Genomic DNA, 20,228 nt, shown 5'->3' with positions numbered 1-20,228 from the left:
CGCCACTGCCGCCGCCACTGCCGCCGCCATAGCCGCCGCCATAGCCCGGCCGTGCGCCGCCCGCCGGTGTCGCGCCGCCAGGCGGCAAGGTGATCTCGCCGTCGGCGTCGGTATGCAGGCTGTCGCCGTTCCCGCCGGCCTGCCGCGCCAAGCTGCGCTGCACCGCGTGGTAGACGAACTGGTGCACGGCGCGCGATTCACGGAAGCGCACTTCGATCTTGGACGGGTGCACGTTGACGTCGACCATCTCCGGCGGCAGGTCCAGGCACAGCACATAGGACGGGAAGCGGTCGCCGTGCAGCACGTCCTGGTAGGCGCTGCGCACCGCGTGGTTGAGCAGCTTGTCGCGCACGAAGCGGCCGTTGACAAAGAAGTACTGCTGGTCCGGCCGCCCGCGCGAGGCCGTGGGCAGCCCGGCAAAGCCATACAGGTGCAGCGTGTCGGCCTCTTCGTCCAGTGGCAGGCGGGCGCGGGCAAAGTCATTGCCCAGCACCTGCGCGGTACGGGTGGCGACGTCGCCGGCATTCCAGTGCTCCAGCGGCTTGCCGTTGTGGTGGACCGAGATGGTCACGTCGGGCCGCGCCAGCGCCACGCGCCGCACCATCTCCAGGCAGTGTCCCAGCTCGGTTTGCTCCGATTTGAGGAACTTTCGGCGCGCTGGCGTGTTGAAGTAGAGATGCTGCACGTCGACGGTGGTGCCGACCCCGCCCGAGGCAGGCTGCACCGTGCCGGTATCGGCGCTGACCTGGGTGGCATGGGCATCGGCCGCGGTGCGGCTGGTCAGGGCCAGCTGGGACACCGAGGCGATCGAGGCCAGGGCCTCGCCGCGAAAGCCCAGCGTCAGCACTGATTCCAGTTCGTCGAGCGAGGCAATCTTGCTGGTGGCGTGGCGCATCAGCGCAACCGGCAATTCGGCCGCAGGGATGCCGCAGCCGTTGTCCGTGATGACGATGCGCCGCACGCCGCCTTCTTCCAGCCGGATGCCGAGCTGCGTGGCGCCGGCGTCGAGCGCGTTCTCCAGCAACTCCTTGACCACCGAGGCCGGTCGTTCCACCACTTCGCCGGCGGCGATCTGGCTGATGAGCTGGTCCGGCAGCGGCCGGATCGGGCGCGGCTGCTGGGTGGTGCGCAGGGCAGTGCTGGAGGCGGAGGCAGGCATCCGGCGATTATACGTGGACGCCTGCACGGAGTCGGACGCACAAAGGTGCCGCAGGTGGCGGATTGGAGCGGCGGCTCTTGTATGATTCAGGCCAAGGCGGCCCAGGCCGCATCGGACCGAACGCAGTCAACCAAACCATCAACGGGGAACGACTTGGATCTCGCTTTGCAGCTCATCGACATGCTGGTGCATGTCGACAAATACCTCGGCACGGTCATCGACCAGTACGGCCACTGGGTCTATGCCATCCTGTTCCTGATCGTCTTTGCCGAAACCGGTCTGGTGGTCCTGCCGTTCCTGCCGGGCGACTCGCTGCTGTTTATCGCGGGCGCCTTCTGCGCAACCGGCGCCATGAACGAGTGGGCGCTGATCGGCCTGCTGCTGGTGGCGGCGATCTCCGGCAATACCGTCAACTACCTGGTGGGCAGCTGGATCGGGCCCAAGGTGTTCGACCACCAGTGGCGCTTCCTGGACCAGGATGCGCTGCGCCGCACCCATGACTTTTATGAGCGGCACGGCGGCAAGACGCTGGTGATGGCGCGCTTCGTGCCGATCGTGCGCACCTTCGCCCCGTTCGTGGCGGGCGTGTCGCAGATGACCTTTGCGCGCTTCCAGATGTTCAACGTGGTCGGCGCCGTGGCCTGGGTGGTCGGCCTGGTCTTTGCCGGCTACTTCTTCGGCAACCTGCCGTTTATCCGCCAGTACCTGAACCTGATCGTGCTGGCCGGCATCGGCGCGGCCGTGGTGCCGCTGGTGCTGGGCGGGCTGTGGAAGCTGGTGCGCGGCAACCGCCGCCGGCCCACGCGCGTGGAGCGCTGAGCCAGCGACGCCGCGCAGCCTCTTCAGTTGAGGCTGCGGCTCATCATCCGCAGCGCGGGCATGCGCTCGCGGATCTGGCCGATATCGGCAGCATCGGGCCGGGCCAGGACATAGGCTTCCAGGTCGACCAGCGCGGGGCGGAAGCACTCCAGGTTGGCGTACGCCAGCCCCCGGTCGCGCACTTCCTCGATCGAACCCGGCAGCAGGATCACCAGCCGGTTTTGCACCGCCAGCAGCCGCTGCCAGCGCGACTCCTGCAGGTAGATCGCCTTCAGGTTGCGCAACATGCGCGCGACGATCTCGCGGTGGCTGGCCGCGCGCAGGAACAAGCCCAGCGGCACCTGGCTGGCATCGCTGATGCCTTCGCGCTCCAGGTACGGATCCAGCATTTCCTGCAGCCGTTCCTTCGACAGGGTCTCGCCGGTGAGCGGGTCCAGTATCACTTCGCCGGCAGGAATCGTCATGCGCAGCAGGAAATGGTTGGGGAACGACACGCCCTTGAGCGGCAGGCCGATCTGCTGGCCCAGCTCCATGAACAGCACCGCAAGCGAGATCGGGATGCCGCGCCGCTGGCGCAGCACCACGTTCAGGTAGGAGTTGTCGGGGTCGTAGTAATCGTTCGCGTTCGGGCCGAAACCCAGGTCGCGATAGAAGAAATGGTTCAGCAGGCGCAGCCGCTGGATCGCGGGGGTGCCTTCGGCGATCCGGCGCTTCAGGCGCAGCGCCAGCACATCCAGCGCCGCAAGCTCGGCCTGCAGGTCCAGGTCGGGGTAGGCGTCCTGCGCGATGGACAGCGCGGTTTCGGTCAGCGGGATGCCGTTTTCGTCAGCCACGAGGCTGGCGAAATAATCCAGGACTTTGGTGGATGTCATGTCGGTTTCCCGGTACAGCCGCCGGCACCGCGCGCAGCGCGGGTCACCATTGCCGGCTCATTAGGTGGCCCATGCGTTGGCAGATTCGCTGGTACATCAGCCGGCGCGGCGCCTGAAGGCAGAGTAGCGCAGTCCCATGAGCCACAGTGTACCGAAGTAGACCACCGCTGCAAGTACCAGGCACGAAGCCAGCAGCGCAATGCGCAGGAGCGGCGTCGCGCCCAGCCCGATCCAGTCGAAGTTGCGCGCGAACCAGAGCAGCATGCCCGACAGCAGCAGCACCGAGGCGCACAGCTGCGCCAGGAACAGCCACCAGCCCGGCGCCGGTCGGTACAGGCCGCGCCGGCGCAGGCCGAAGAACAGCAGCAGCGCGTTGATGGTGGCGCCGGCACTGATCGACAGCGCCAGCCCGGCATGGCCGATCCACGGCACGAACGCATAGTTGCAGGCCTGAGTGATCACCAGCACCAGCAGCGCGATCTTCACCGGCGTGCGGATATCCTGGCGCGCATAGAAGCCCGGCGCCAGGATCTTGATCGAAATCAGCCCCATCAGGCCGACGCCGTACGAGACCAGCGCCTGGCGCGTCATCTCGACCGCGTGGGCGTCGAACTTGCCATAGTTGAACAGCACGGCGGTCAGCGGCGCGCCGAACACGAACAGCCCTACCGCGCAGGGCACCGCCAGCAGGAAGGTCAGGCGCAGGCCCCAGTCGAGCAGGCTCGAGTACTCGGCATGGTCGCCCGAGGCGTTGGCCTTGGACAGGCTCGGCAGCAGGATCGTCCCCAACGCCACGCCCAGCAGCGCGGTCGGGAACTCCATCAGCCGGTCGGCATAGGTCAGGTAAGAGACGCTGCCCGCGGCCAGCCGTGAGGCGATATTGGTATTGATGATCTGGCTGATCTGCGCCACCGACACGGCCAGCAGCGCCGGCCCCATCTGCCGCAGGATGCGGCGCACGCCGGGATCGGACCACGCCGCGCGCAGGTTGAAGCTCAGCCGCGGCATCACGCCCAGGCGACGCAGCGCCGGCACCTGGATCGCCAGCTGCAGCACGCCGCCAACCAGCACGCCCCACGCCTGAGCGTAGATCGGCTGGGCCCTGTGCGGACCGACGAACAGGGCCGCGATGATCAGGCACAGGTTCAGCAGCACCGGCGTGAAGGCCGGCACCGCGAACTTGCGCCAGGTATTGAGGATGCCGGACGCCAGCGCCACCAGCGAGATCAGGCCGATATACGGGAACATTACCCGCGTCATGAACACGGCCGCAGTATAGGTCTCGCTTTGCCCGCGGAAGCCGGTGGCGACCGCGGTCATCACGAGCGGCGCCCCGATCACGCCAAGCAGTGACACGCCCATCAGCACCCAGGTCATGACCGTGGCGACGGCGTCGATCAGTGCCTTGGTCGGCTCGTCGCCGCGCTTGGCGTGGTATTCGCCCAGGATCGGCACGAAGGCCTGCGAGAACGCGCCTTCGCCGAAAATGCGGCGCAGCAGGTTGGGAATGCGGAAGGCCACGTTGAACGCGTCGGTCACCTCCGCCGCGCCGAAGGCGCGGGCGATCAGGATCTCGCGCACGAGGCCGGTGATGCGCGAGAGCATCGTCAGGCTGCTGATGGTGGCGAGCGCTTTGAGCAGGTTCAAGGTGCGGGTCGGTGCGGGACGGTGGATCGGTGCGGGCGCACCGTACGCCGGGGACGCCTCTGAGACGCGGTCCGGGCGATAAAGTTGCCGGCGCGCCACGTGCCCCGGCACAATGTGGCGCTTATTATACGGATCGGTCCGGCGCCCGCCCGGCCTGGGCTGGCAAAGTGTCCGCCGTGTTGCTTTGTGTGCCGGCATCTGTGTATAATTGCCGATTCACAAGGACAGTTGCGTTCCGGATTCGTGTGTCAGTGCATCCCGGGTCGCTCGATATGACTTAATTGTTGTGTCCCCCGCGGCACGCATCTGAATTCAGGATATTTTTACATGGCAAATTCCGCACAAGCTCGCAAGCGCGCCCGCCAGGCCGTTGCCCAGAACGCTCACAACTCCAGCCTGCGTTCGCGTCTGCGCACTGCCGTCAAGGCCGTCCGCAAGGCCATCGACGCAGGCGACAAGGCCGCTGCCGCCGAGATCTTCAAGAACTCGCAAGCCGTGATCGACAGCATTGCCGACAAGAAGATCGTGCACAAGAACAAGGCCGCCCGTCACAAGTCGCGCCTGTCGGCCGCCATCAAGTCGATGGCTGCCTGATCGCTGCCCGGGCCGCCCCGGCGGTCCAGCAGAGGCGGGTGCCCAGGCATCCGCCGACAAAAAAGCTCGTCATCCGACGAGCTTTTTTGCTTTCCGGCGCCTGGCCGGCACGCTTATTCCAGCGAACAGGCTTCAACCAGCTGCAGGTTGTTGTCGCGCGCGAAATTCAGCACGAAATCCAGCGCCTTGGGTTCAATGTCGCGCAGCCGAACGTCCACCACCACGCATTTGACGTTGCCGGCGAAGATAGGCCGCACGTAAGGGGAGTAGGTCAGGCGCGGGTCGCCGCTGTCGCCCTCGGGGCGGAACTGCGCCATCACGCCGCACAGCCGTTCGGCCCAGTCGCTCGGGCGGAAGGTCTTGCCTTCCTTGGTAATGCCTTGGATAAAGTATTCGCGAACGTTGGGGTTCATGAGGCTGGACACTGCGGGTGAGGCGGATGACTCGACGGTAAACCCGCTGGACGGGCGCCCGTTTGACGCGGCCGGGGCGCGTTTGGTTCGCGCTGGTTCCAGCCGGAAGGCGGGGCGTCGGTGTCTTGCGGGGGCACTTTTGATGCCGGCGGCGGGCAGCGGCATGGGTATGCCGGGCCCCGCGTGAATCAGCGGGTATTATATCTTATATAAGAGTTGCGCATAAGGGCGAAATCCTGTCGGGAACCTGTCAGCGGCACCGCGCCGGGGCAGGACGCAAGTCCGTGCCGGGTTGTCCCGGACTCGCCAAAGCAGAAATAATCCCTTATGATTCTTGCAGTTAAATTGCGTATGCGACGCGAAAGGCGGCTCCGCGGCGCGCTTGAGTCATGAACACTTCGTGACGGCGCGTCCCCACCGAGCCGCCTTCTTTGTTTTATGAGCTCAACCCCGATCAAGCATTACCTCCAGTTCAGCGACTTCACTCCCGACGAGTATGAGTACCTGCTGGATCGCGCGCGGATCCTGAAGGCCAAGTTCAAGAACTACGAGACCTGGCACCCGCTGCACGACCGCACGCTGGCCATGATCTTCGAGAAGAATTCCACGCGTACGCGCCTGTCGTTCGAAGCCGGCATCCACCAGCTGGGCGGCCACGCGGTGTTCCTGAACACGCGCGACTCGCAGCTGGGCCGCGGCGAGCCGATCGAGGATGCGGCGCAGGTGATCTCGCGCATGGTCGACATCATCATGATCCGCACCTTCGGCCAGGACATCATCGAGCGCTTTGCCGCGCATTCGCGCGTGCCGGTGATCAACGGCCTGACCAACGAATACCACCCGTGCCAGGTGCTGGCCGACGTCTTCACCTACATCGAGCAGCGCGGCAGCATCCGCGGCAAGACCGTGGCGTGGATCGGCGATGCCAACAACATGGCCTACACCTGGATCCAGGCCGCCGAGCGTCTGGGCTTCACCTTCCATTTCTCGGCGCCGCCGGGCTACCAGCTTGATCCGGCCATGGTGCCGGCGTCGGCCGCTGGCCTGGTCAAGGTCTTCGACGATCCGCTCACGGCCTGCCAGGGCGCCAGCCTGGTCACCACCGATGTCTGGACCAGCATGGGCTTCGAGGCCGAGAACGACGCCCGCAAGCGCGCCTTCAAGGACTGGATGGTCACCACGCCCATGATGGACCGCGCCGAGCCCGACGCGCTCTTCATGCACTGCCTGCCGGCGCACCGCGGCGAGGAAGTTGAGGCCGCCGTGATCGACGGTCCCAAGAGCGTGGTCTGGGAAGAGGCCGAGAACCGCCTGCACGTGCAGAAGGCGCTGATGGAATACCTGCTCTGCGGCCGCTACTGAACCAGCACGGCGCGGGGTGAACAAGGGAGGGGCCGCGATGGCCCCTCTTTTTACGTCTTTCGTACAGAAACCCAAGGAGATGGAAGTGAGCCAGTTCGATAACGTGTCGGTCGTCAAGAAAGCCAACCTGTACTTTGACGGCAAGTGCGTCAGCCACACCGTGCTGTTCCCGGACGGCACCCGCAAGACGCTGGGTGTGATCTTCCCGGCCGCGCTGACCTTCAACACCGGCGCGCCCGAGATCATGGAAATCAACGCCGGCACCTGCCGCGTGCGCCTGGCCGGTTCGGAAGACTGGCAGACCTACGGCGCGGGCCAGCAGTTCAGCGTGCCGGGCAACAGCAGCTTCGATATCGAGGTGCAGGAAACGCTGGACTACGTCTGCCACTTTGCGTGACAGGCGCGGCGGGTCAGTCCTGGCCCGCCTGCTTTACAGCACTACCGGTTCCGGTTCGATGCGCACGCCAAAGCGTGCCTGCACCGCATCGGCGATGCGGTTGGCCAGCGCCAGCAGCATCGCGCCGGTGCCACCGCCGTGGTGCACTAGCACCAGCGCCTGCTTGCCATAGACGCCCACCGGGCCATCGGTCACGCCCTTGAAGCCGCAGCGGTCGATCAGCCAGCCGGCTGCCAGCTTGTACGAGCCGTCCGGCTGCGCATAGCTGACCAGGTCCGGGTTGGCCTGCAGCAGCGCGTCGCGCTGCGCGGCGCTGACCAGCGGATTCTTGAAGAAGCTGCCCGCATTGCCCAGCTGTGCCGGGTCGGGCAGCTTGCGCGAGCGGATCGCGACCACGGCGTCGCGAATCGTGGCCGCATCGGGCGCAGCCCGGCCATCGAGTTCGCGCGCCAGCTCCCCGTACGACAGCACCGGTTGCCACGCCTTGGGCAGGCTCAGCGTTACCGCCGTGATGATGTAGCGGCCGGCGCCGGCGCGCTTGAACAGGCTGTCGCGGTAGCCGAAGCCGCAGGCCCGCAGGTCCAGCCACACGAATGCGCCGGTGTGGCGGTCATAGGCGCGCACGCCTTCGAAGCGCTCGCGCAGCTCCACCCCGTAGGCGCCGATGTTCTGGATCGGCGCCGCGCCCGCGGTGCCGGGGATCAGTGCCAGGTTTTCCAGCCCGGGCATGCCGTCCGCGATGGTGCGGTTGACCAGCGCGTTCCAGTTCTCGCCGGCGCCGGCGGTGACCAGCCAGGCATCGCCAGTCTCCTCCGGTCGGTAGCCGGGGATTTCCATCAGCAGCACCAGCGCGTCCAGGTCGCCGGTCAGCACCACATTGCTGCCGCCGCCCAGGACCACCAGTGGCAGGCCGTCGGCACGCGGGTCGGCCAGTGCCGCGGTCAGGTCGGCTTCGCTGCGCACATGCACCGCAAAGCGCGCGCGCGCGTCAAATCCGAATGTATTGTGGCGACGCAGGGGATAGAATTCGTGGAAATCTGCCATGCAAGGGAAAGGTGACGCGGCCGCCGCTGGAGGGCAAGCGACCCGGAACTGCGAGGTAGGCTGGATTATACGGAAGGCGCCGAGCGCGGCCGGCTTCCGGGCATACGGATCACAAGGAGAATGCAATGCCGTCGTTTGATGTAGTGTGCGAAGCGAACATGGTCGAGGTGAAGAACGCGGTCGAGCAGGCCAACAAGGAAATCTCGACGCGCTTCGATTTCAAGGGCTCGGACGCCCGGGTCGAGCACAAGGAAAATGAACTGACTGCCTTTGCCGACGATGATTTCAAGCTGAGCCAGGTCAAGGATGTGCTGATCAACAAGATGGCCAAGCGCAACGTGGACGTGCGCTTCCTGGACTACGGCAAGATCGACAAGATCAGCGGCGACAAGGTCAAGCAGGTGATCACGATCAAGAAGGGCGTGACCGGCGACCTGTCCAAGAAGATCGTGCGCATCATCAAGGACAGCAAGATCAAGGTGCAGGCCAGCATCCAGGGCGATGCGGTGCGCGTGTCGGGCGCCAAGCGCGACGACCTGCAAAGCGTGATGGCGATGCTGCGCAAGGATGTGTCCGAGGCGCCGCTGGACTTCAACAACTTCCGCGACTGATTCTTGCCTCCCGCGCCGGCGCTCCTGCCGGCGCCGCCTCGCGCTGCCGCACTCAGCGAGGCTGCGGCAGTCCGCCGATTTTCGCGCCGGCCTTGATGCCTTTCTGCGAGAACCATCCCTTGTTCATTTCCAGCGCATAGCGGATCGCCGCCTTCGGGCAATGGTTGCTCTCCGTGCGCGGCGCCATGTCCTCGATATTGACGATGGTGCCATCATCGGCCAGGAAGGCGATCGACAGCGGCAGCTCGGTATTGCGCATCCAGAAGCAGTGACCCGCCTTCTGCTCGAACACGAACAGCATGCCGGCGTTGGGCGCCATGGTTGTGCGGTACATCAGCCCCTGTTCGCGTGCCGCCGGCGTGGCGGCAACCTCCGCCTGGATCGCAAACATGCCCGCGGTGAGCGGCACCACCGGCAGCGCGGCCTGCGCGTATGCGATCCCGGCGCTCAGCGCGAGCAGGCCGGCAATCGAGGAGCATCGTGACAACAGCGTGTTGGACAGGAAGGGCATGGTGTTCAGTCTGAAATGGCGCGGGCAGCAGCCGCAAGCATAGCGCACGCGCCGCGTGTCGATGTGCGGCGAGCGGTACGCCGCGCATCACGAGCTATCGCGGCAACAAAAAAGGCAGGCGCCTGGCGGCAGCCTGCCTTCTCTTTCCTGCCTCGCGAGCGCACGGGGCAGGGAGGGCGCCAGCGATTACTGGGCAGCCGGGGCCGAAGCGGCGGGGGCAGCCTTCTTCTTGCTGTGCTTCTTGTGGGTGGTCTTCTTCTTGGTCGTGGTCTTCGGGGCTTCCGTGGCCGCGGGCGCTGCAGTGTCGGCGGTAGCAGGTGCCGAAGCCTGGGCGAAGGCGCCGGTGGCGAACAGGCCAACAACCAGAGCAGCGATCAGTTTTTTCATGACGTATTACCTCGAAGGATGAGAACAGTCGGAAAGATTGACGCGTGATAGGACGTGTCCCCGACAAGAACGAGGCCGCCGCCGCCAGCGTTGACCCGCGACTTGTTAGTTTTTGTAACGAGAACGCCGCTTGATGTCGTTCGCCTGTCTGGTCTTCGAGACATGGATGCGCGGTGCCGGCTCCTGGCGCTCGCGCGGTGCTGCCGGTGCCAGTCCCAGTTGCGCGGGCAACACCTCGCAGCAGGCCCCGGGCGCGAGGCCGAGTGCGCGCAGGTCAAGCGGGCCGATCCCGACGCGCACCAGCCGCAACGTGGGAAAGCCGACCGCGGCGGTCATGCGGCGTACCTGCCGGTTCTTGCCCTCGCGGATCTTCAGCTCCAGCCACGCGGTCGGGATCGCCGCGCGAAAGCGCACCGGCGGCTGGCGCGGCCAGAGCCAGTCGGGCGCCTCGATCGCGCGCACCCTGGCCGGCTGCGTGACGAAGTCGCCCAGGTCTACCCCGGCGCGCAGCCGGGCCAGCGCGGCGGTATCGGGAATGCCTTCGACCTGTGCCAGGTAGGTCTTCTCCAGCTTGTGGCGCGGGTCGGCGATACGGGCCTGCAGCGTGCCGTCGTCGGTCAGCAGCAGCAGGCCCTCGCTGTCGGCATCGAGCCGCCCGGCCGGGTATACGCCGGGCACGCTCACGCACGCGGCCAGCGTCGGGCGCGTCGGGTGTTCCGAGAACTGGCTCATGGTGCCAAACGGCTTGTTCAGGGCAATCAGGGTCATGGGGCGCAAGTATGCCGCAGCCGCGCGCCGGGCCGGGAAATCGGAGGATCTGGGGGTCCGGCCCGATTGGCGGATGATGAAAAATTGCTGCATAATACGAAATTAGTCTTGTGTCTTATATAAGACTGAAGGCAGCCCAGGGTGGCGCTAGGGTGATGCAATGCAGCACGGGCGCGTAGCAAGGCCCGCTACAATGCCACAGCGCCATCTCCCCGAATCTCGCCGACCGGCCACGAACCGGCGGCAGTCACAACCGTTCCGTACTGGAGACGTCATGTACCAACATATCAAGGTTCCGGCCGGCGAAAAGATCACGGTCAACCAGGACTTTTCGCTGAATGTCCCGGACAATCCGATCATTCCTTACATCGAAGGCGACGGTACGGGCCTCGATATCACCCCGGTGATGATCAAGGTGGTGGACGCGGCCGTGGCCAAGGCCTATGGCGGCAAGCGCAAGATCGCCTGGATGGAGATCTACGCCGGCGAGAAGTCGACCAAGGTCTACGGCCCGGACGTGTGGCTGCCGGATGAAACCCTGGAGGTGCTCAAGGACTATGTGGTCTCGATCAAGGGCCCGCTGACCACGCCGGTGGGCGGCGGCATCCGCTCGCTGAACGTGGCGCTGCGCCAGCAGCTGGACCTGTACGTCTGCCTGCGCCCGGTGCGCTACTTCAAGGGCGTGCCCTCGCCGGTGCGTGAGCCGGAAAAGACCGACATGGTGATCTTCCGCGAGAACTCGGAAGACATCTACGCCGGCATCGAATGGGCGGCGGAAAGCGAACAGGCGAAGAAGCTCATCAAGTTCCTGCAGGACGAGATGGGCGTGAAGAAGATCCGCTTCCCGGAGACCTCGGGCATCGGCATCAAGCCGGTCTCGCGCGAGGGCACCGAGCGCCTGGTGCGCAAGGCGATCCAGTACGCCATCGACAACGACAAGCCGTCGGTGACGCTGGTGCACAAGGGCAACATCATGAAGTTCACCGAAGGTGGCTTCCGTGACTGGGGCTACGAGCTGGCGCAAAAGGAATTCGGCGCCGAGCTGGTCGACGGCGGCCCGTGGTGCAAATTCAAGAACCCGAAGACCGGCAAGGACATCGTGGTCAAGGACGCCATCGCCGACGCCTTCCTGCAGCAGATCCTGCTGCGTCCGGCCGAATACTCGGTGATCGCCACGCTGAACCTGAACGGCGACTATGTCTCCGACGCGCTGGCCGCGCAGGTCGGCGGCATCGGCATCGCCCCGGGCGCCAATATGTCTGACTCGGTCGCCATGTTCGAGGCCACCCACGGCACCGCGCCGAAGTACGCTGGCAAGGACTACGTCAACCCGGGCTCTGAAATCCTGTCGGCCGAAATGATGCTGCGTCACATGGGCTGGACCGAAGCCGCGGACCTGATCATCTCTTCGATGGAGAAGTCGATCCTGTCCAAGAAGGTGACGTACGACTTCGCCCGCCTGCTGGAAGGCGCGACGCAGGTGTCGTGCTCGGGTTTTGGCCAGGTGATGATCGACAATATGTAAGCACGGACTCCCGCTGCGGCGGGCGACCTGCCAAGGAAAACCCCGGTGCCGCCTGGTCGGCGCCGGGGTTTTTTTCTTGCCCCGGGCGCCAGTGTTGCCTAGAACGTCAGGGGTTGGAATGACGGGCCGGGCGGCCCGAGGAGACAGGCATGGACGATCCCTTCCGCCGCACCGCGTTCGGTGCGGCCATCTTCTACAAGGACCCGCTGGCGGCCCTGGACTGGCTGGAGCGCGCCTTCGGCTTTGAGCGGGTCATGGTGATCCGCGACCAGCAGGACCAGTTGGTGCATTCTGAAATGCGTTTCGGCGACAGCTACCTGATGGTGGGCAGCGAGTGGGCGGACTATACCGCCAGCCCGGCCTCGATCGGGGGCAAGAATACCCAGACCCTGCACGTGCACCTGCAGGAAGGGCTGGACCAGCATTGCGAGCGCGCCCGCGCCGCCGGGGCTGTGATCCTGCGCGAGCCGCAGGACGAGTTCTACGGCGACCGCACCTACACGGCCCGGGACACGGAGGGCCATGTCTGGACCTTCGGCCAGACTGTGCGCAAGGTCACCAGGGAAGAGGCCGAGCAGGCCAGCGGGCTGAAGATCGACGGCTGGGCCTGATGGCCCGGACCCGGGGGGCCCGGAAAGCAGAAAGCCCGGCGCGAGGCCGGGCTTTCGGTCGGATGTGGTGCGTGCAGCTGATCCGAGCCGGCACCCGCCGCGCCGCGGTGGCGGCAACGCGGGGCGCTGGCATCGATCCCGTCCCGGGGGAGCCCCCCCACACCCTGGTTGACCGCTCTGCGGCTCTGCGGCCGGGATGCGGTCGCGGCGCGCTTTAGCTGGCGTCCTGGATATTGGTGGCTTGCTTGCCCTTGGGGCCCTGGACCACCTCGAACGAGACGCGTTGACCTTCCTTCAGCGTCTTGAAGCCGGACATCTGGATAGCCGAAAAGTGCGCAAACAGTTCTTCTTCGCCCTCGTCCGGCTTGATGAACCCGAAGCCCTTGGCGTCATTGAACCATTTGACGATACCGCTTGCCATATACTCCCCCACGAAATAGCAGATTTCAAAGCGGGGAAGCCTTGCCGGCCAGACGGCACGGACTGCGGCGCCATGACCTGCCGCGTCCTGAGGTGCGGCAGGCGATGACGCGCGGCGAGGTGCAATCGCGTGGCGGCCAGTCTCGATGCTGACTCGCCGCCGCGGCGGCCGTGGCCTCCCTGCTCACGGATCACCTGCCTCGGCTGTTGCTTTGGCTCGTTGGCCGTCGGCAGGTGTGCGAACGATTCTTCTGGCAAAGCCGGATACTGTCAAGTTGGCGGATTCCCCACTGCCAGCAGGGTGTGGCGGGAATCGGACGGCACCTGGTGGTACCTTGGCGGCATGCGCCAGGGCTGCCATGCATGCGGTCCCGCCCGCGCCGGCCACGTGCCTTGCAATGCCTCCCGCGTGAAATCCCGCGTCCTTCCACCACCGGAAACTGGTGACCCGGCTCTTGAATCCGGCGCCTTTTCCCCAAATTGCAGAGTTGCGAGTAAGGGTTAGAATAAAGCCATGGCTACACGGCTTGCGAATGTCCCACAACGCGAAGCAGGCACCATCCTGGAGCGGAAAGAGCAGGCGCTTAAACCGCCCGCCATGTTCAAGGTGGTGCTGCTTAATGACGACTACACTCCGATGGAGTTTGTAGTGATGATCCTGCAGCAGTATTTCAGCAGGGACCGGGAAACGGCGACGCAGATCATGCTCACCGTGCACCGGGAAGGAAAGGGCGTCTGCGGTATCTACACCAGGGATATTGCAGCGACCAAGGTCGAGCTGGTGTCAACGCACGCGCGGCAGGCGGGGCATCCCCTGCAGTGCGTGATGGAGGAAGCATGATTGCGCAAGAATTGGAAGTGAGCCTGCATATGGCGTTTGTCGAAGCCAGGCAGGCACGCCACGAGTTCATTACCGTGGAGCACCTGCTGCTGGCATTGCTCGACAATCCCACGGCAGCGGAAGTCTTGCGCGCCTGCGCGGCCAATATAGAAGACCTGCGCACCAGCCTTAAGAACTTCATCGCGGATAACACGCCGGTGGTGCCGGGTACCGACGAGGTTGATACCCAGCCCACGCTCGGTTTCCAGCGCGTGATCCAGCGCGCGATCATGCACGTCCAGTCCACTTCCAACGGCAAGAAGGAAGTGACGGGTGCCAACGTGCTGGTCGCGATATTCGGCGAGAAGGATTCGCACGCGGTCTATTATCTGCAGCAGCAGGGCGTGACGCGGCTGGACGTGGTCAATTTCATCAGCCACGGTATCCGCAAGGACCAGTCCGAGCCCGCCAAGCATGGCGATGCCGCCGGCGAAGGCGAGGGCGGCGACGGCAAGGAAAGCCCGCTCGAGCAATACACCCAGAACCTGAACACGCTGGCCAAGGCCGGCAAGATCGACCCGCTGATCGGCCGCGAGAGCGAAGTCGAGCGCGTGGTGCAGGTGCTGTGCCGCCGGCGCAAGAACAACCCGCTGCTGGTGGGCGAGGCCGGCGTCGGCAAGACCGCGATCGCCGAGGGTCTGGCGTGGCGCATCACCAAGAACGAGGTGCCCGACATCCTGGAAAAGGCGACCGTCTACTCGCTCGACATGGGCGCGCTGCTGGCCGGCACCAAGTACCGCGGTGACTTCGAGCAACGCCTGAAGGGCGTGCTCAAGTCGCTCAAGGACAATCCGAACGCGATCCTGTTCATCGACGAGATCCACACGCTGATCGGCGCGGGCGCTGCATCGGGCGGGACGCTGGACGCCAGCAACCTGCTCAAGCCGGCGCTGTCGTCGGGCCAGCTCAAGTGCATCGGCGCGACCACCTTCACGGAATATCGCGGCATCTTCGAGAAAGACGCGGCGCTGTCGCGGCGCTTCCAGAAGATCGACGTGGTCGAGCCTTCGGTCGACCAGACCGTGCAGATCCTGCGCGGCCTGAAGTCGCGCTTCGAGGAGCACCACGGCGTCAAGTACGCGGCCTCGGCGCTGACCGCGGCAGCGGAGCTGTCGGCCCGCTTCATTACTGACCGCCACCTGCCCGACAAGGCGATCGACGTGATCGACGAAGCCGGCGCGGCGCAGCGCATCCTGCCGAAGTCCAAGCAGAAGAAGACCATCGGCAAGGGCGAGATCGAGGACATCGTCTCGCGCATTGCGCGCATCCCGCCGCAGAGCGTGAACCAGGACGACCGCAGCAAGCTGCAGACGCTGGACCGCGACCTGAAGTCGGTGGTGTTCGGCCAGGACCCGGCGATCGAGGCACTGGCCTCGGCGATCAAGATGTCGCGCGCCGGCCTGGGCAAGACCGACAAGCCGATCGGCTCGTTCCTGTTCTCGGGCCCCACCGGCGTGGGCAAGACCGAAGTCGCCAAGCAACTCGCCTTCATCATGGGCATCGAGCTGCTGCGCTTCGACATGTCCGAGTACATGGAACGCCACGCCGTGAGCCGCCTGATCGGCGCGCCGCCAGGATATGTGGGCTTTGATCAGGGCGGCCTGCTGACCGAAGCCGTCACCAAGAAGCCGCACTGCGTGCTGCTGCTGGATGAAATCGAGAAAGCGCATCCGGATATCTTCAATATCCTGCTGCAGGTGATGGACCATGGTTCGCTGACCGACAACAACGGCCGGCGCGCCGACTTCCGCAACGTGATCATCATCATGACCACCAACGCGGGGGCGGAGACCATGAACCGCGCCACCATCGGCTTCACCAGCTCGCGCGAGCAGGGCGACGAGATGGCTGACATCAAGCGCATGTTCACGCCGGAGTTCCGCAACCGGCTGGATGCCATGATCAGCTTCCGCTCGCTGGACGAGGAAATCATCCTGCGCGTGGTCGACAAGTTCCTGATGCAGCTGGAAGAGCAGCTGCACGAGAAGAAGGTGGAAGCCAGCTTTACCGAGAAGCTGCGCAAGTTCTTGGCGCACAAGGGGTTCGATCCGCTGATGGGCGCGCGCCCGATGCAGCGCCTGATCCAGGACATGATCCGCAAGGCCCTGGCCGACGAGTTGCTGTTCGGCCGGCTGGTTTCGGGCGGCAAGGTGGTGGTGGACCTGGACGAGCAGGACCAGATCAAGCTCGATTTCTCCGAGATCGAGCCGGAACCGCCCGAGGCGCCCGAGGAACAGCGCGCCGAAGCCTGAGCGGTAATCGGCCGCGTTGCCTGCAACGTGGCCGGTCATCGGGCAAAATACGGGGGCGGCAGTCATGCCGCCCCTTTTCTTTTTGTCCCGGCGGCCGCCGGCCATGCCCGTCGGGGCATGGGTTTGCGGCCGCAGCTGGCCGCGCAACCGGCCAGGAATCCAGCCTGAAAACCCTGATGTCCTCTGCCGAACGCACGCGGCGCCGCCGCCTGCTGCTCAAGATCCTGCCGCTGGGCGCCATGCCCGTCCCGATGCTCCACGCCGCTGCCGCCACCGGCGCCGAACCGCTGGCGGGCAACCGCCCGATCGCGCTGGTGCTGCCGTTCCCGCCAGGCGGGAGCGTCGACATCGTGGCCCGGCAGCTGCAGCCCGGGCTGAAGGCGGCGCTGGGGCAGACCGTGGTGGTCGACAACAAGCCGGGTGCCGGCGGCCTGATCGCATCGAGCACCGTGGCGCGCGCGAAGCCGGACGGCACCACCCTGTTGATGGCCTTCGACACCCACGCCATCAACCCTTTCGCCTACAAGCAGCTGCCCTACGACACCTTCCGCGATTTCTCGCCAATCTCGCAGCTGGTGCGCTTTCCGCTGGTGATTGCCGCCAATCCCGCGCTGCCCGTGGCCAATGTGCGCGAGCTGGTGGAGCTGGCCAAGGCCAGGCCCGACGGCGTGCGCTATGCCTCGTCCGGCATCGGCAGCCTGAACCAGCTGGCGGCCGAGGCGCTGGCGACCGAAGCCGGCGTGCGCATGCTGCATGTGCCCTACAAGGGCGGCGGCCCGGCCGTGCAGGCGGTGCTGTCCAACGAGGTCGATATTTTCTTCAGCAGCTACGCCGCGGTGCAGGCGCACGTGGCCGCACGCACCATCAAGGTGCTGGGCGTGACCGGCACCAGCCGACTGCGCCAGCTGCCGCAGGTGCCGACGGTGGCAGAGCAGGGGCTCAAGGGCTTCGAGGCCTACTCCTGGATCGGCGTGTTCGGCCCGGCCGGCCTGCCGGCATCCACGGTCACGCGCATCCACGACGCGCTGGTCGAATCGCTGCGCCAGCCGCGCGTGGTCGATGCGCTGGCCGCGCAGGGCTTCGAGATCGTGGGCGGCAGCCCGGCCGACCTCGGCAACCTGGTGCGCCGCGAGCATGACAAATGGCAGGCCGTGGCGCACAAGGCCAATATCCAGTTCGAATGACGATGTCCGGCGCCGGTGCGCCGTGAAACCGAGAGGATGCCGATGGCAACGCAAGCGGAAATGTTCGACCACGCCGTGGTGGTGTGCCCAGACCTCGATGCCGGGGCCCAGGCCTGGCGCCGGCTCGGCTTTACGCTGACGCCGCGCGGCTACCACACGCTCGGCTCGCAGAACCACTGCATCATGCTGCGGCGGGACTACCTTGAGCTGCTGCACGTGACCGCGCCCAGCCCCAGCCGCCAGTACTACTGGGATGCGCAGGCGCACGGCGGCGGCTGCGCGGCGATGTCGTGCAAGAGCGCCGATGCCTTTGCCACCGCGGCACGGCTGCGTGCGGCGGGCTGGCACACCTCGGACCCGATCGAGTTCTCGCGTCCGGTGCAGCTGGATGACGGCAGCGAGCATCCGGCCACCTTTCGCGTGACCGCGCTCGATGATGCGCCGGGCGCGCGCTATTTCGTCTGCGAGCACCGTACGCCCGAACTGCTGTGGCGGCCCGAATGGACCCGCCATGCCAACGGCGCGCACAGCATCGCCACCATGTTCCTGGTGGTGGCGCCCGCGCTGGTGGACGCCGCCGCGCGCGCCTACGCGGAGCTGACCGGAGGCGAGCTGACGCAGCTGAGCGAACATGTCTGCAGCCTGGCGCTGGACGATGCCACGCTGGTGGTCAGCACGCCGCAGGCGCTGGCTTCGGCCACCGGCACCGCGCATATCCGGCGCGAGGGGCCGGGCTACGCGGCGATCCGCCTGCGCACCAATGACCTGGCGGCCGCGCGTGCCGGTTGGCGCGAACAGGGTGTGCCGACCCACGACCTGGGCCCGCGCGAGACCCTGGTGCTGGCGGATGCCGCCAGCGGCGTGGCGCTGCTGTTCGAGCAGCAGGGCTGAAATGCAAACTGGCGCCCCGCGAGGCGCCAGTGTCTTGTGCGGCCGGAGGCTGCGTCAGGCGCTGGCCTTGGCGTGATGCACACCGGTCGAGCCAAAGCCGCCCGCGCCGCGATCGCTGTCTTCGCTGAATTCTGCCACCGTCGAAAACACCGGCCGCAGCACCGGCACGAACATCATCTGCGCGATGCGCTCACCCGGCTGGATCACGATCGGCTCGGTGCCGGGCGCGTTGCGGTTCCACACGCTGACCATGATCTGGCCCTGGTAGTCGGCATCGATCACGCCGATCGAATTGCCCAGCACCAGGCCTTTCTTGTGGCCCAGGCCCGAGCGCGGCACGATGGTCGCGGCCATGTACGGGTTGCCCATGTGCACGGCGATGCCGGCCGGCACCAGTTGCGCGGGCGTGCCCGGCGCGATCGATACCGGGGAGTCGACGCAGGCATGCAGGTCGATGGCGGCGGCCATTTCGCTCTGGTAGGCGGGCAGGCCCCATTCATTCAGGCGCGCATCGAGCACCTTGATTTCGACGGTCGGGTTCAGTGGCTGGGTCATGGGAATCCTGGGGGAAATCGGTTCAACGGAATAGGTGGCAGCCGCGCATGATACCGGACGCGCGCCCGCCATCAGGGCCGTGCGCGCCCGGGCAGGCGCTGGCCGATCGCCGCTACCAGCTGGCGCGCCAGCGACAGCTTGTCGGCACGCGGCAGCCGTGTCATGCCGGCGGCGTCGAACAGCACGATCTCGTTGTCGTCCAGGCCGAAGGTATGGTGGCCGATATTGCCCACCAGCAGCGGCACGCCCTTGCGCTGGCGCTTCTGCTCGCCGTACTGCTCCAGGTTCTCGCTCTCGGCGGCGAAGCCGACGCAGTAGGGTGCGTCAGCCCGCGCCGCGACCGAGGCCAGGATGTCGGGGTTCTGCACGAACTGCAGCGTGGGGGTGTCGGTATCGTTGGCCTTCTTCAGCTTCTGCTGCGCGACTACAGCCGGGCGCCAGTCCGCCACCGCGGCCACGGCGACAAAGATATCCACGCCGTGCAGCTGCGCGATCACCGCGTCATGCATCTGCTGCGCGCTGCGCACGTCGGTGCGGACCACGCCGCGCGGGGTGGGCAGGCCGGTGGGGCCGGCCACCAGCAGCACTTCGGCGCCGGCCTCGCGCGCCGCGCGCGCGATCGAGAAGCCCATCTTGCCGGACGACAGGTTGGTGATGCCGCGCACCGGGTCGATCGCCTCGAAGGTCGGGCCGGCGGTGATCAGCACGCGCTTGCCTTGCAGCGGCTTGGGCTGGAAGAAGGCAATGATGTCGTCGAGCAGCTCTTCGGGCTCCAGCATGCGGCCGTCGCCGACCTCGCCGCAGGCCTGGTCGCCGCTGCCAGGGCCCAGGATCATCACGCCGTCGGCGCGCAGCTGCGCGGCGTTGCGCTGGGTGGCGGGAGCGGCCCACATCTGGCGGTTCATCGCCGGCGCCACCAGCAGCGGGCAGTCGCGCGCGATGCACAGGGTGCTGAGCAGGTCGTCGCACAGCCCGTTGGCCAGACGCGCCATGAAATCGGTCGAGGCCGGGGCGATGACGATGGCATCGGCCTCGCGCGACAGGTCGATGTGCGCCATGTTGTTGTCGATGCGGGCATCCCACTGCGACAGGAAGACCGGCCGGCTGGACAGCGCCTGCATCGTCACCGGCGTGATGAAATGCGTCGCCGCCTCGGTCATGGCCACCTGCACGGTGGCGCCGGCCTTGGTCAGCAGGCGGACCAGTTCGGCCGACTTGTAGCAGGCGATGCCGCCGGTCAGGCCGAGAACGATGTGCTTGCCGCGCAAATCCATGGTGGGGAACCTGGCTGAGGGAGATAGGGAATGATACCGGCTATGCCGGCCC

22 protein-coding genes are annotated in these 20,228 nt (G+C 66.2%); 11 read left to right on the top strand and 11 right to left on the bottom strand.

The features are described 5' to 3' along the window. On the bottom strand, positions 1 to 1,159 hold a 1,159-nt coding region (mutL, locus tag CF68_RS18060), incomplete at its 3' end, for a DNA mismatch repair endonuclease MutL (RefSeq protein ID WP_235205806.1). 165 nt (positions 1,160 to 1,324) lie between these two features. Between mutL and CF68_RS18055 the strand changes: the two genes are divergently transcribed. Continuing rightward, positions 1,325 to 1,978 (top strand): VTT domain-containing protein, encoded by a 654-nt coding sequence (locus tag CF68_RS18055; RefSeq protein WP_035821236.1) that lies wholly within the window; start codon positions 1,325 to 1,327, stop codon positions 1,976 to 1,978. Between the two features lie 23 nt (positions 1,979 to 2,001). Here the strand turns inward: CF68_RS18055 and CF68_RS18050 are convergent, their stop codons facing one another. Together CF68_RS18050 and murJ are read right to left on the bottom strand one after the other, a co-directional pair. Further along, a complete protein-coding gene (locus CF68_RS18050; RefSeq protein WP_035821235.1) occupies positions 2,002 to 2,850 on the bottom strand; it encodes a SirB1 family protein in 849 nt (282 codons plus the stop codon). A gap of 96 nt (positions 2,851 to 2,946) precedes the next feature. Next, complete coding sequence (gene murJ, locus CF68_RS18045) at positions 2,947 to 4,497, bottom strand: murein biosynthesis integral membrane protein MurJ (protein ID WP_035821234.1); 1,551 nt, start codon at positions 4,495 to 4,497, stop codon at positions 2,947 to 2,949. A 327-nt stretch (positions 4,498 to 4,824) separates the two neighbouring features. Here murJ and rpsT point away from each other — a divergent pair, with 327 nt between their 5' ends. Continuing rightward, positions 4,825 to 5,091, top strand: coding sequence for a 30S ribosomal protein S20 (rpsT, locus tag CF68_RS18040; RefSeq protein WP_010815010.1), 267 nt, complete (start codon positions 4,825 to 4,827; stop codon positions 5,089 to 5,091). A 113-nt stretch (positions 5,092 to 5,204) separates the two neighbouring features. Here the strand turns inward: rpsT and CF68_RS18035 are convergent, their stop codons facing one another. Continuing rightward, entirely contained in the window at positions 5,205 to 5,504 is a 300-nt protein-coding gene (locus CF68_RS18035) for a DUF3579 domain-containing protein (RefSeq protein ID WP_012353767.1), read from the bottom strand. 438 nt (positions 5,505 to 5,942) lie between these two features. Between CF68_RS18035 and argF the strand changes: the two genes are divergently transcribed. Continuing rightward, positions 5,943 to 6,866 carry an ornithine carbamoyltransferase gene (gene argF, locus CF68_RS18030; RefSeq protein ID WP_035821233.1) on the top strand — a complete coding sequence of 308 codons (924 nt, stop codon included), beginning with the start codon at positions 5,943 to 5,945 and terminating at the stop codon, positions 6,864 to 6,866. 85 nt (positions 6,867 to 6,951) lie between these two features. After that, on the top strand, positions 6,952 to 7,263 hold the full coding sequence (locus tag CF68_RS18025; protein WP_010815007.1) for a pyrimidine/purine nucleoside phosphorylase: 312 nt from the start codon (positions 6,952 to 6,954) through the stop codon (positions 7,261 to 7,263). Between the two features lie 33 nt (positions 7,264 to 7,296). On the opposite strand, the gene murB is transcribed toward CF68_RS18025, so the two are convergent. Then, a complete protein-coding gene (gene murB / locus CF68_RS18020) occupies positions 7,297 to 8,307 on the bottom strand; it encodes a UDP-N-acetylmuramate dehydrogenase (RefSeq protein ID WP_035821232.1) in 1,011 nt (336 codons plus the stop codon). A gap of 125 nt (positions 8,308 to 8,432) precedes the next feature. On the opposite strand from murB, the gene CF68_RS18015 reads away from it, so the two are divergent. Continuing rightward, positions 8,433 to 8,918, top strand: coding sequence for a YajQ family cyclic di-GMP-binding protein (locus tag CF68_RS18015; RefSeq protein ID WP_018311553.1), 486 nt, complete (start codon positions 8,433 to 8,435; stop codon positions 8,916 to 8,918). 52 nt (positions 8,919 to 8,970) lie between these two features. Here the strand turns inward: CF68_RS18015 and CF68_RS18010 are convergent, their stop codons facing one another. From CF68_RS18010 to CF68_RS18000, 3 genes are all read right to left on the bottom strand, one after another. Further along, positions 8,971 to 9,429 carry a DUF192 domain-containing protein gene (locus tag CF68_RS18010; RefSeq protein WP_035821229.1) on the bottom strand — a complete coding sequence of 153 codons (459 nt, stop codon included), beginning with the start codon at positions 9,427 to 9,429 and terminating at the stop codon, positions 8,971 to 8,973. 186 nt (positions 9,430 to 9,615) lie between these two features. Then, positions 9,616 to 9,816, bottom strand: coding sequence for a hypothetical protein (locus tag CF68_RS18005; protein WP_035821227.1), 201 nt, complete (start codon positions 9,814 to 9,816; stop codon positions 9,616 to 9,618). A 105-nt stretch (positions 9,817 to 9,921) separates the two neighbouring features. Then, a complete protein-coding gene (locus CF68_RS18000) occupies positions 9,922 to 10,584 on the bottom strand; it encodes a pseudouridine synthase (RefSeq protein ID WP_035821225.1) in 663 nt (220 codons plus the stop codon). Between the two features lie 274 nt (positions 10,585 to 10,858). On the opposite strand from CF68_RS18000, the gene icd reads away from it, so the two are divergent. Both icd and CF68_RS17990 read left to right on the top strand, forming a co-directional pair. Further along, complete coding sequence (gene icd / locus CF68_RS17995) at positions 10,859 to 12,109, top strand: NADP-dependent isocitrate dehydrogenase (RefSeq protein ID WP_035821222.1); 1,251 nt, start codon at positions 10,859 to 10,861, stop codon at positions 12,107 to 12,109. 149 nt (positions 12,110 to 12,258) lie between these two features. Beyond that, a complete protein-coding gene (locus CF68_RS17990) occupies positions 12,259 to 12,720 on the top strand; it encodes a VOC family protein (protein WP_035821220.1) in 462 nt (153 codons plus the stop codon). 214 nt (positions 12,721 to 12,934) lie between these two features. On the opposite strand, the gene CF68_RS17985 is transcribed toward CF68_RS17990, so the two are convergent. Further along, complete coding sequence (locus CF68_RS17985; protein ID WP_010814999.1) at positions 12,935 to 13,141, bottom strand: cold-shock protein; 207 nt, start codon at positions 13,139 to 13,141, stop codon at positions 12,935 to 12,937. Between the two features lie 513 nt (positions 13,142 to 13,654). Between CF68_RS17985 and clpS the strand changes: the two genes are divergently transcribed. The 4 genes from clpS to CF68_RS17965 all read left to right on the top strand — a co-directional run bounded on the left by clpS (position 13,655) and on the right by CF68_RS17965 (position 18,347). Beyond that, complete coding sequence (clpS, locus tag CF68_RS17980) at positions 13,655 to 13,981, top strand: ATP-dependent Clp protease adapter ClpS (protein WP_010814998.1); 327 nt, start codon at positions 13,655 to 13,657, stop codon at positions 13,979 to 13,981. Next, positions 13,978 to 16,272 carry an ATP-dependent Clp protease ATP-binding subunit ClpA gene (gene clpA, locus CF68_RS17975; RefSeq protein ID WP_010814997.1) on the top strand — a complete coding sequence of 765 codons (2,295 nt, stop codon included), beginning with the start codon at positions 13,978 to 13,980 and terminating at the stop codon, positions 16,270 to 16,272. Before clpS ends, clpA begins: the two co-directional genes overlap by 4 nt. 176 nt (positions 16,273 to 16,448) lie before the next feature. Further along, positions 16,449 to 17,456, top strand: a complete 1,008-nt coding sequence (locus CF68_RS17970; protein WP_035821217.1) for a tripartite tricarboxylate transporter substrate binding protein — start codon at positions 16,449 to 16,451, stop codon at positions 17,454 to 17,456. A gap of 42 nt (positions 17,457 to 17,498) precedes the next feature. Beyond that, complete coding sequence (locus tag CF68_RS17965) at positions 17,499 to 18,347, top strand: VOC family protein (RefSeq protein WP_035821238.1); 849 nt, start codon at positions 17,499 to 17,501, stop codon at positions 18,345 to 18,347. Between the two features lie 54 nt (positions 18,348 to 18,401). Here CF68_RS17965 and dut read toward each other — a convergent pair whose 3' ends face one another. Both dut and coaBC read right to left on the bottom strand, forming a co-directional pair. Further along, positions 18,402 to 18,902, bottom strand: a complete 501-nt coding sequence (gene dut / locus CF68_RS17960; RefSeq protein ID WP_035821216.1) for a dUTP diphosphatase — start codon at positions 18,900 to 18,902, stop codon at positions 18,402 to 18,404. 71 nt (positions 18,903 to 18,973) lie between these two features. Beyond that, positions 18,974 to 20,176 (bottom strand): bifunctional phosphopantothenoylcysteine decarboxylase/phosphopantothenate--cysteine ligase CoaBC, encoded by a 1,203-nt coding sequence (gene coaBC / locus CF68_RS17955; protein WP_035821213.1) that lies wholly within the window; start codon positions 20,174 to 20,176, stop codon positions 18,974 to 18,976. Between the last annotated feature and the right edge of the window lie 52 nt (positions 20,177 to 20,228).

The organism is Cupriavidus sp. SK-4, assembly GCF_000611125.1.
In the GTDB taxonomy this organism is placed as follows: domain Bacteria; phylum Pseudomonadota; class Gammaproteobacteria; order Burkholderiales; family Burkholderiaceae; genus Cupriavidus; species Cupriavidus necator.
This window is presented reverse-complemented; position numbering and strand designations above follow the sequence as displayed.

What these genes read in the sequence shown, in the direction of transcription:
- CF68_RS18050 (WP_035821235.1), bottom strand. Translation starts at nt 2,850, where the DNA reads ATGACATCCACCAAAGTCCTGGATTATTTCGCCAGCCTCGTGGCTGAC.
- rpsT (WP_010815010.1), top strand. Translation starts at nt 4,825, where the DNA reads ATGGCAAATTCCGCACAAGCTCGCAAGCGCGCCCGCCAGGCCGTTGCC.
- CF68_RS18035 (WP_012353767.1), bottom strand. Translation starts at nt 5,504, where the DNA reads ATGAACCCCAACGTTCGCGAATACTTTATCCAAGGCATTACCAAGGAA.
- argF (WP_035821233.1), top strand. Translation starts at nt 5,943, where the DNA reads ATGAGCTCAACCCCGATCAAGCATTACCTCCAGTTCAGCGACTTCACT.
- murB (WP_035821232.1), bottom strand. Translation starts at nt 8,307, where the DNA reads ATGGCAGATTTCCACGAATTCTATCCCCTGCGTCGCCACAATACATTC.
- CF68_RS18015 (WP_018311553.1), top strand. Translation starts at nt 8,433, where the DNA reads ATGCCGTCGTTTGATGTAGTGTGCGAAGCGAACATGGTCGAGGTGAAG.
- CF68_RS18010 (WP_035821229.1), bottom strand. Translation starts at nt 9,429, where the DNA reads ATGCCCTTCCTGTCCAACACGCTGTTGTCACGATGCTCCTCGATTGCC.
- CF68_RS18005 (WP_035821227.1), bottom strand. Translation starts at nt 9,816, where the DNA reads ATGAAAAAACTGATCGCTGCTCTGGTTGTTGGCCTGTTCGCCACCGGC.
- CF68_RS18000 (WP_035821225.1), bottom strand. Translation starts at nt 10,584, where the DNA reads ATGACCCTGATTGCCCTGAACAAGCCGTTTGGCACCATGAGCCAGTTC.
- icd (WP_035821222.1), top strand. Translation starts at nt 10,859, where the DNA reads ATGTACCAACATATCAAGGTTCCGGCCGGCGAAAAGATCACGGTCAAC.
- CF68_RS17990 (WP_035821220.1), top strand. Translation starts at nt 12,259, where the DNA reads ATGGACGATCCCTTCCGCCGCACCGCGTTCGGTGCGGCCATCTTCTAC.
- CF68_RS17985 (WP_010814999.1), bottom strand. Translation starts at nt 13,141, where the DNA reads ATGGCAAGCGGTATCGTCAAATGGTTCAATGACGCCAAGGGCTTCGGG.
- clpS (WP_010814998.1), top strand. Translation starts at nt 13,655, where the DNA reads ATGGCTACACGGCTTGCGAATGTCCCACAACGCGAAGCAGGCACCATC.
- clpA (WP_010814997.1), top strand. Translation starts at nt 13,978, where the DNA reads ATGATTGCGCAAGAATTGGAAGTGAGCCTGCATATGGCGTTTGTCGAA.
- CF68_RS17970 (WP_035821217.1), top strand. Translation starts at nt 16,449, where the DNA reads ATGTCCTCTGCCGAACGCACGCGGCGCCGCCGCCTGCTGCTCAAGATC.
- CF68_RS17965 (WP_035821238.1), top strand. Translation starts at nt 17,499, where the DNA reads ATGGCAACGCAAGCGGAAATGTTCGACCACGCCGTGGTGGTGTGCCCA.
- dut (WP_035821216.1), bottom strand. Translation starts at nt 18,902, where the DNA reads ATGACCCAGCCACTGAACCCGACCGTCGAAATCAAGGTGCTCGATGCG.
- coaBC (WP_035821213.1), bottom strand. Translation starts at nt 20,176, where the DNA reads ATGGATTTGCGCGGCAAGCACATCGTTCTCGGCCTGACCGGCGGCATC.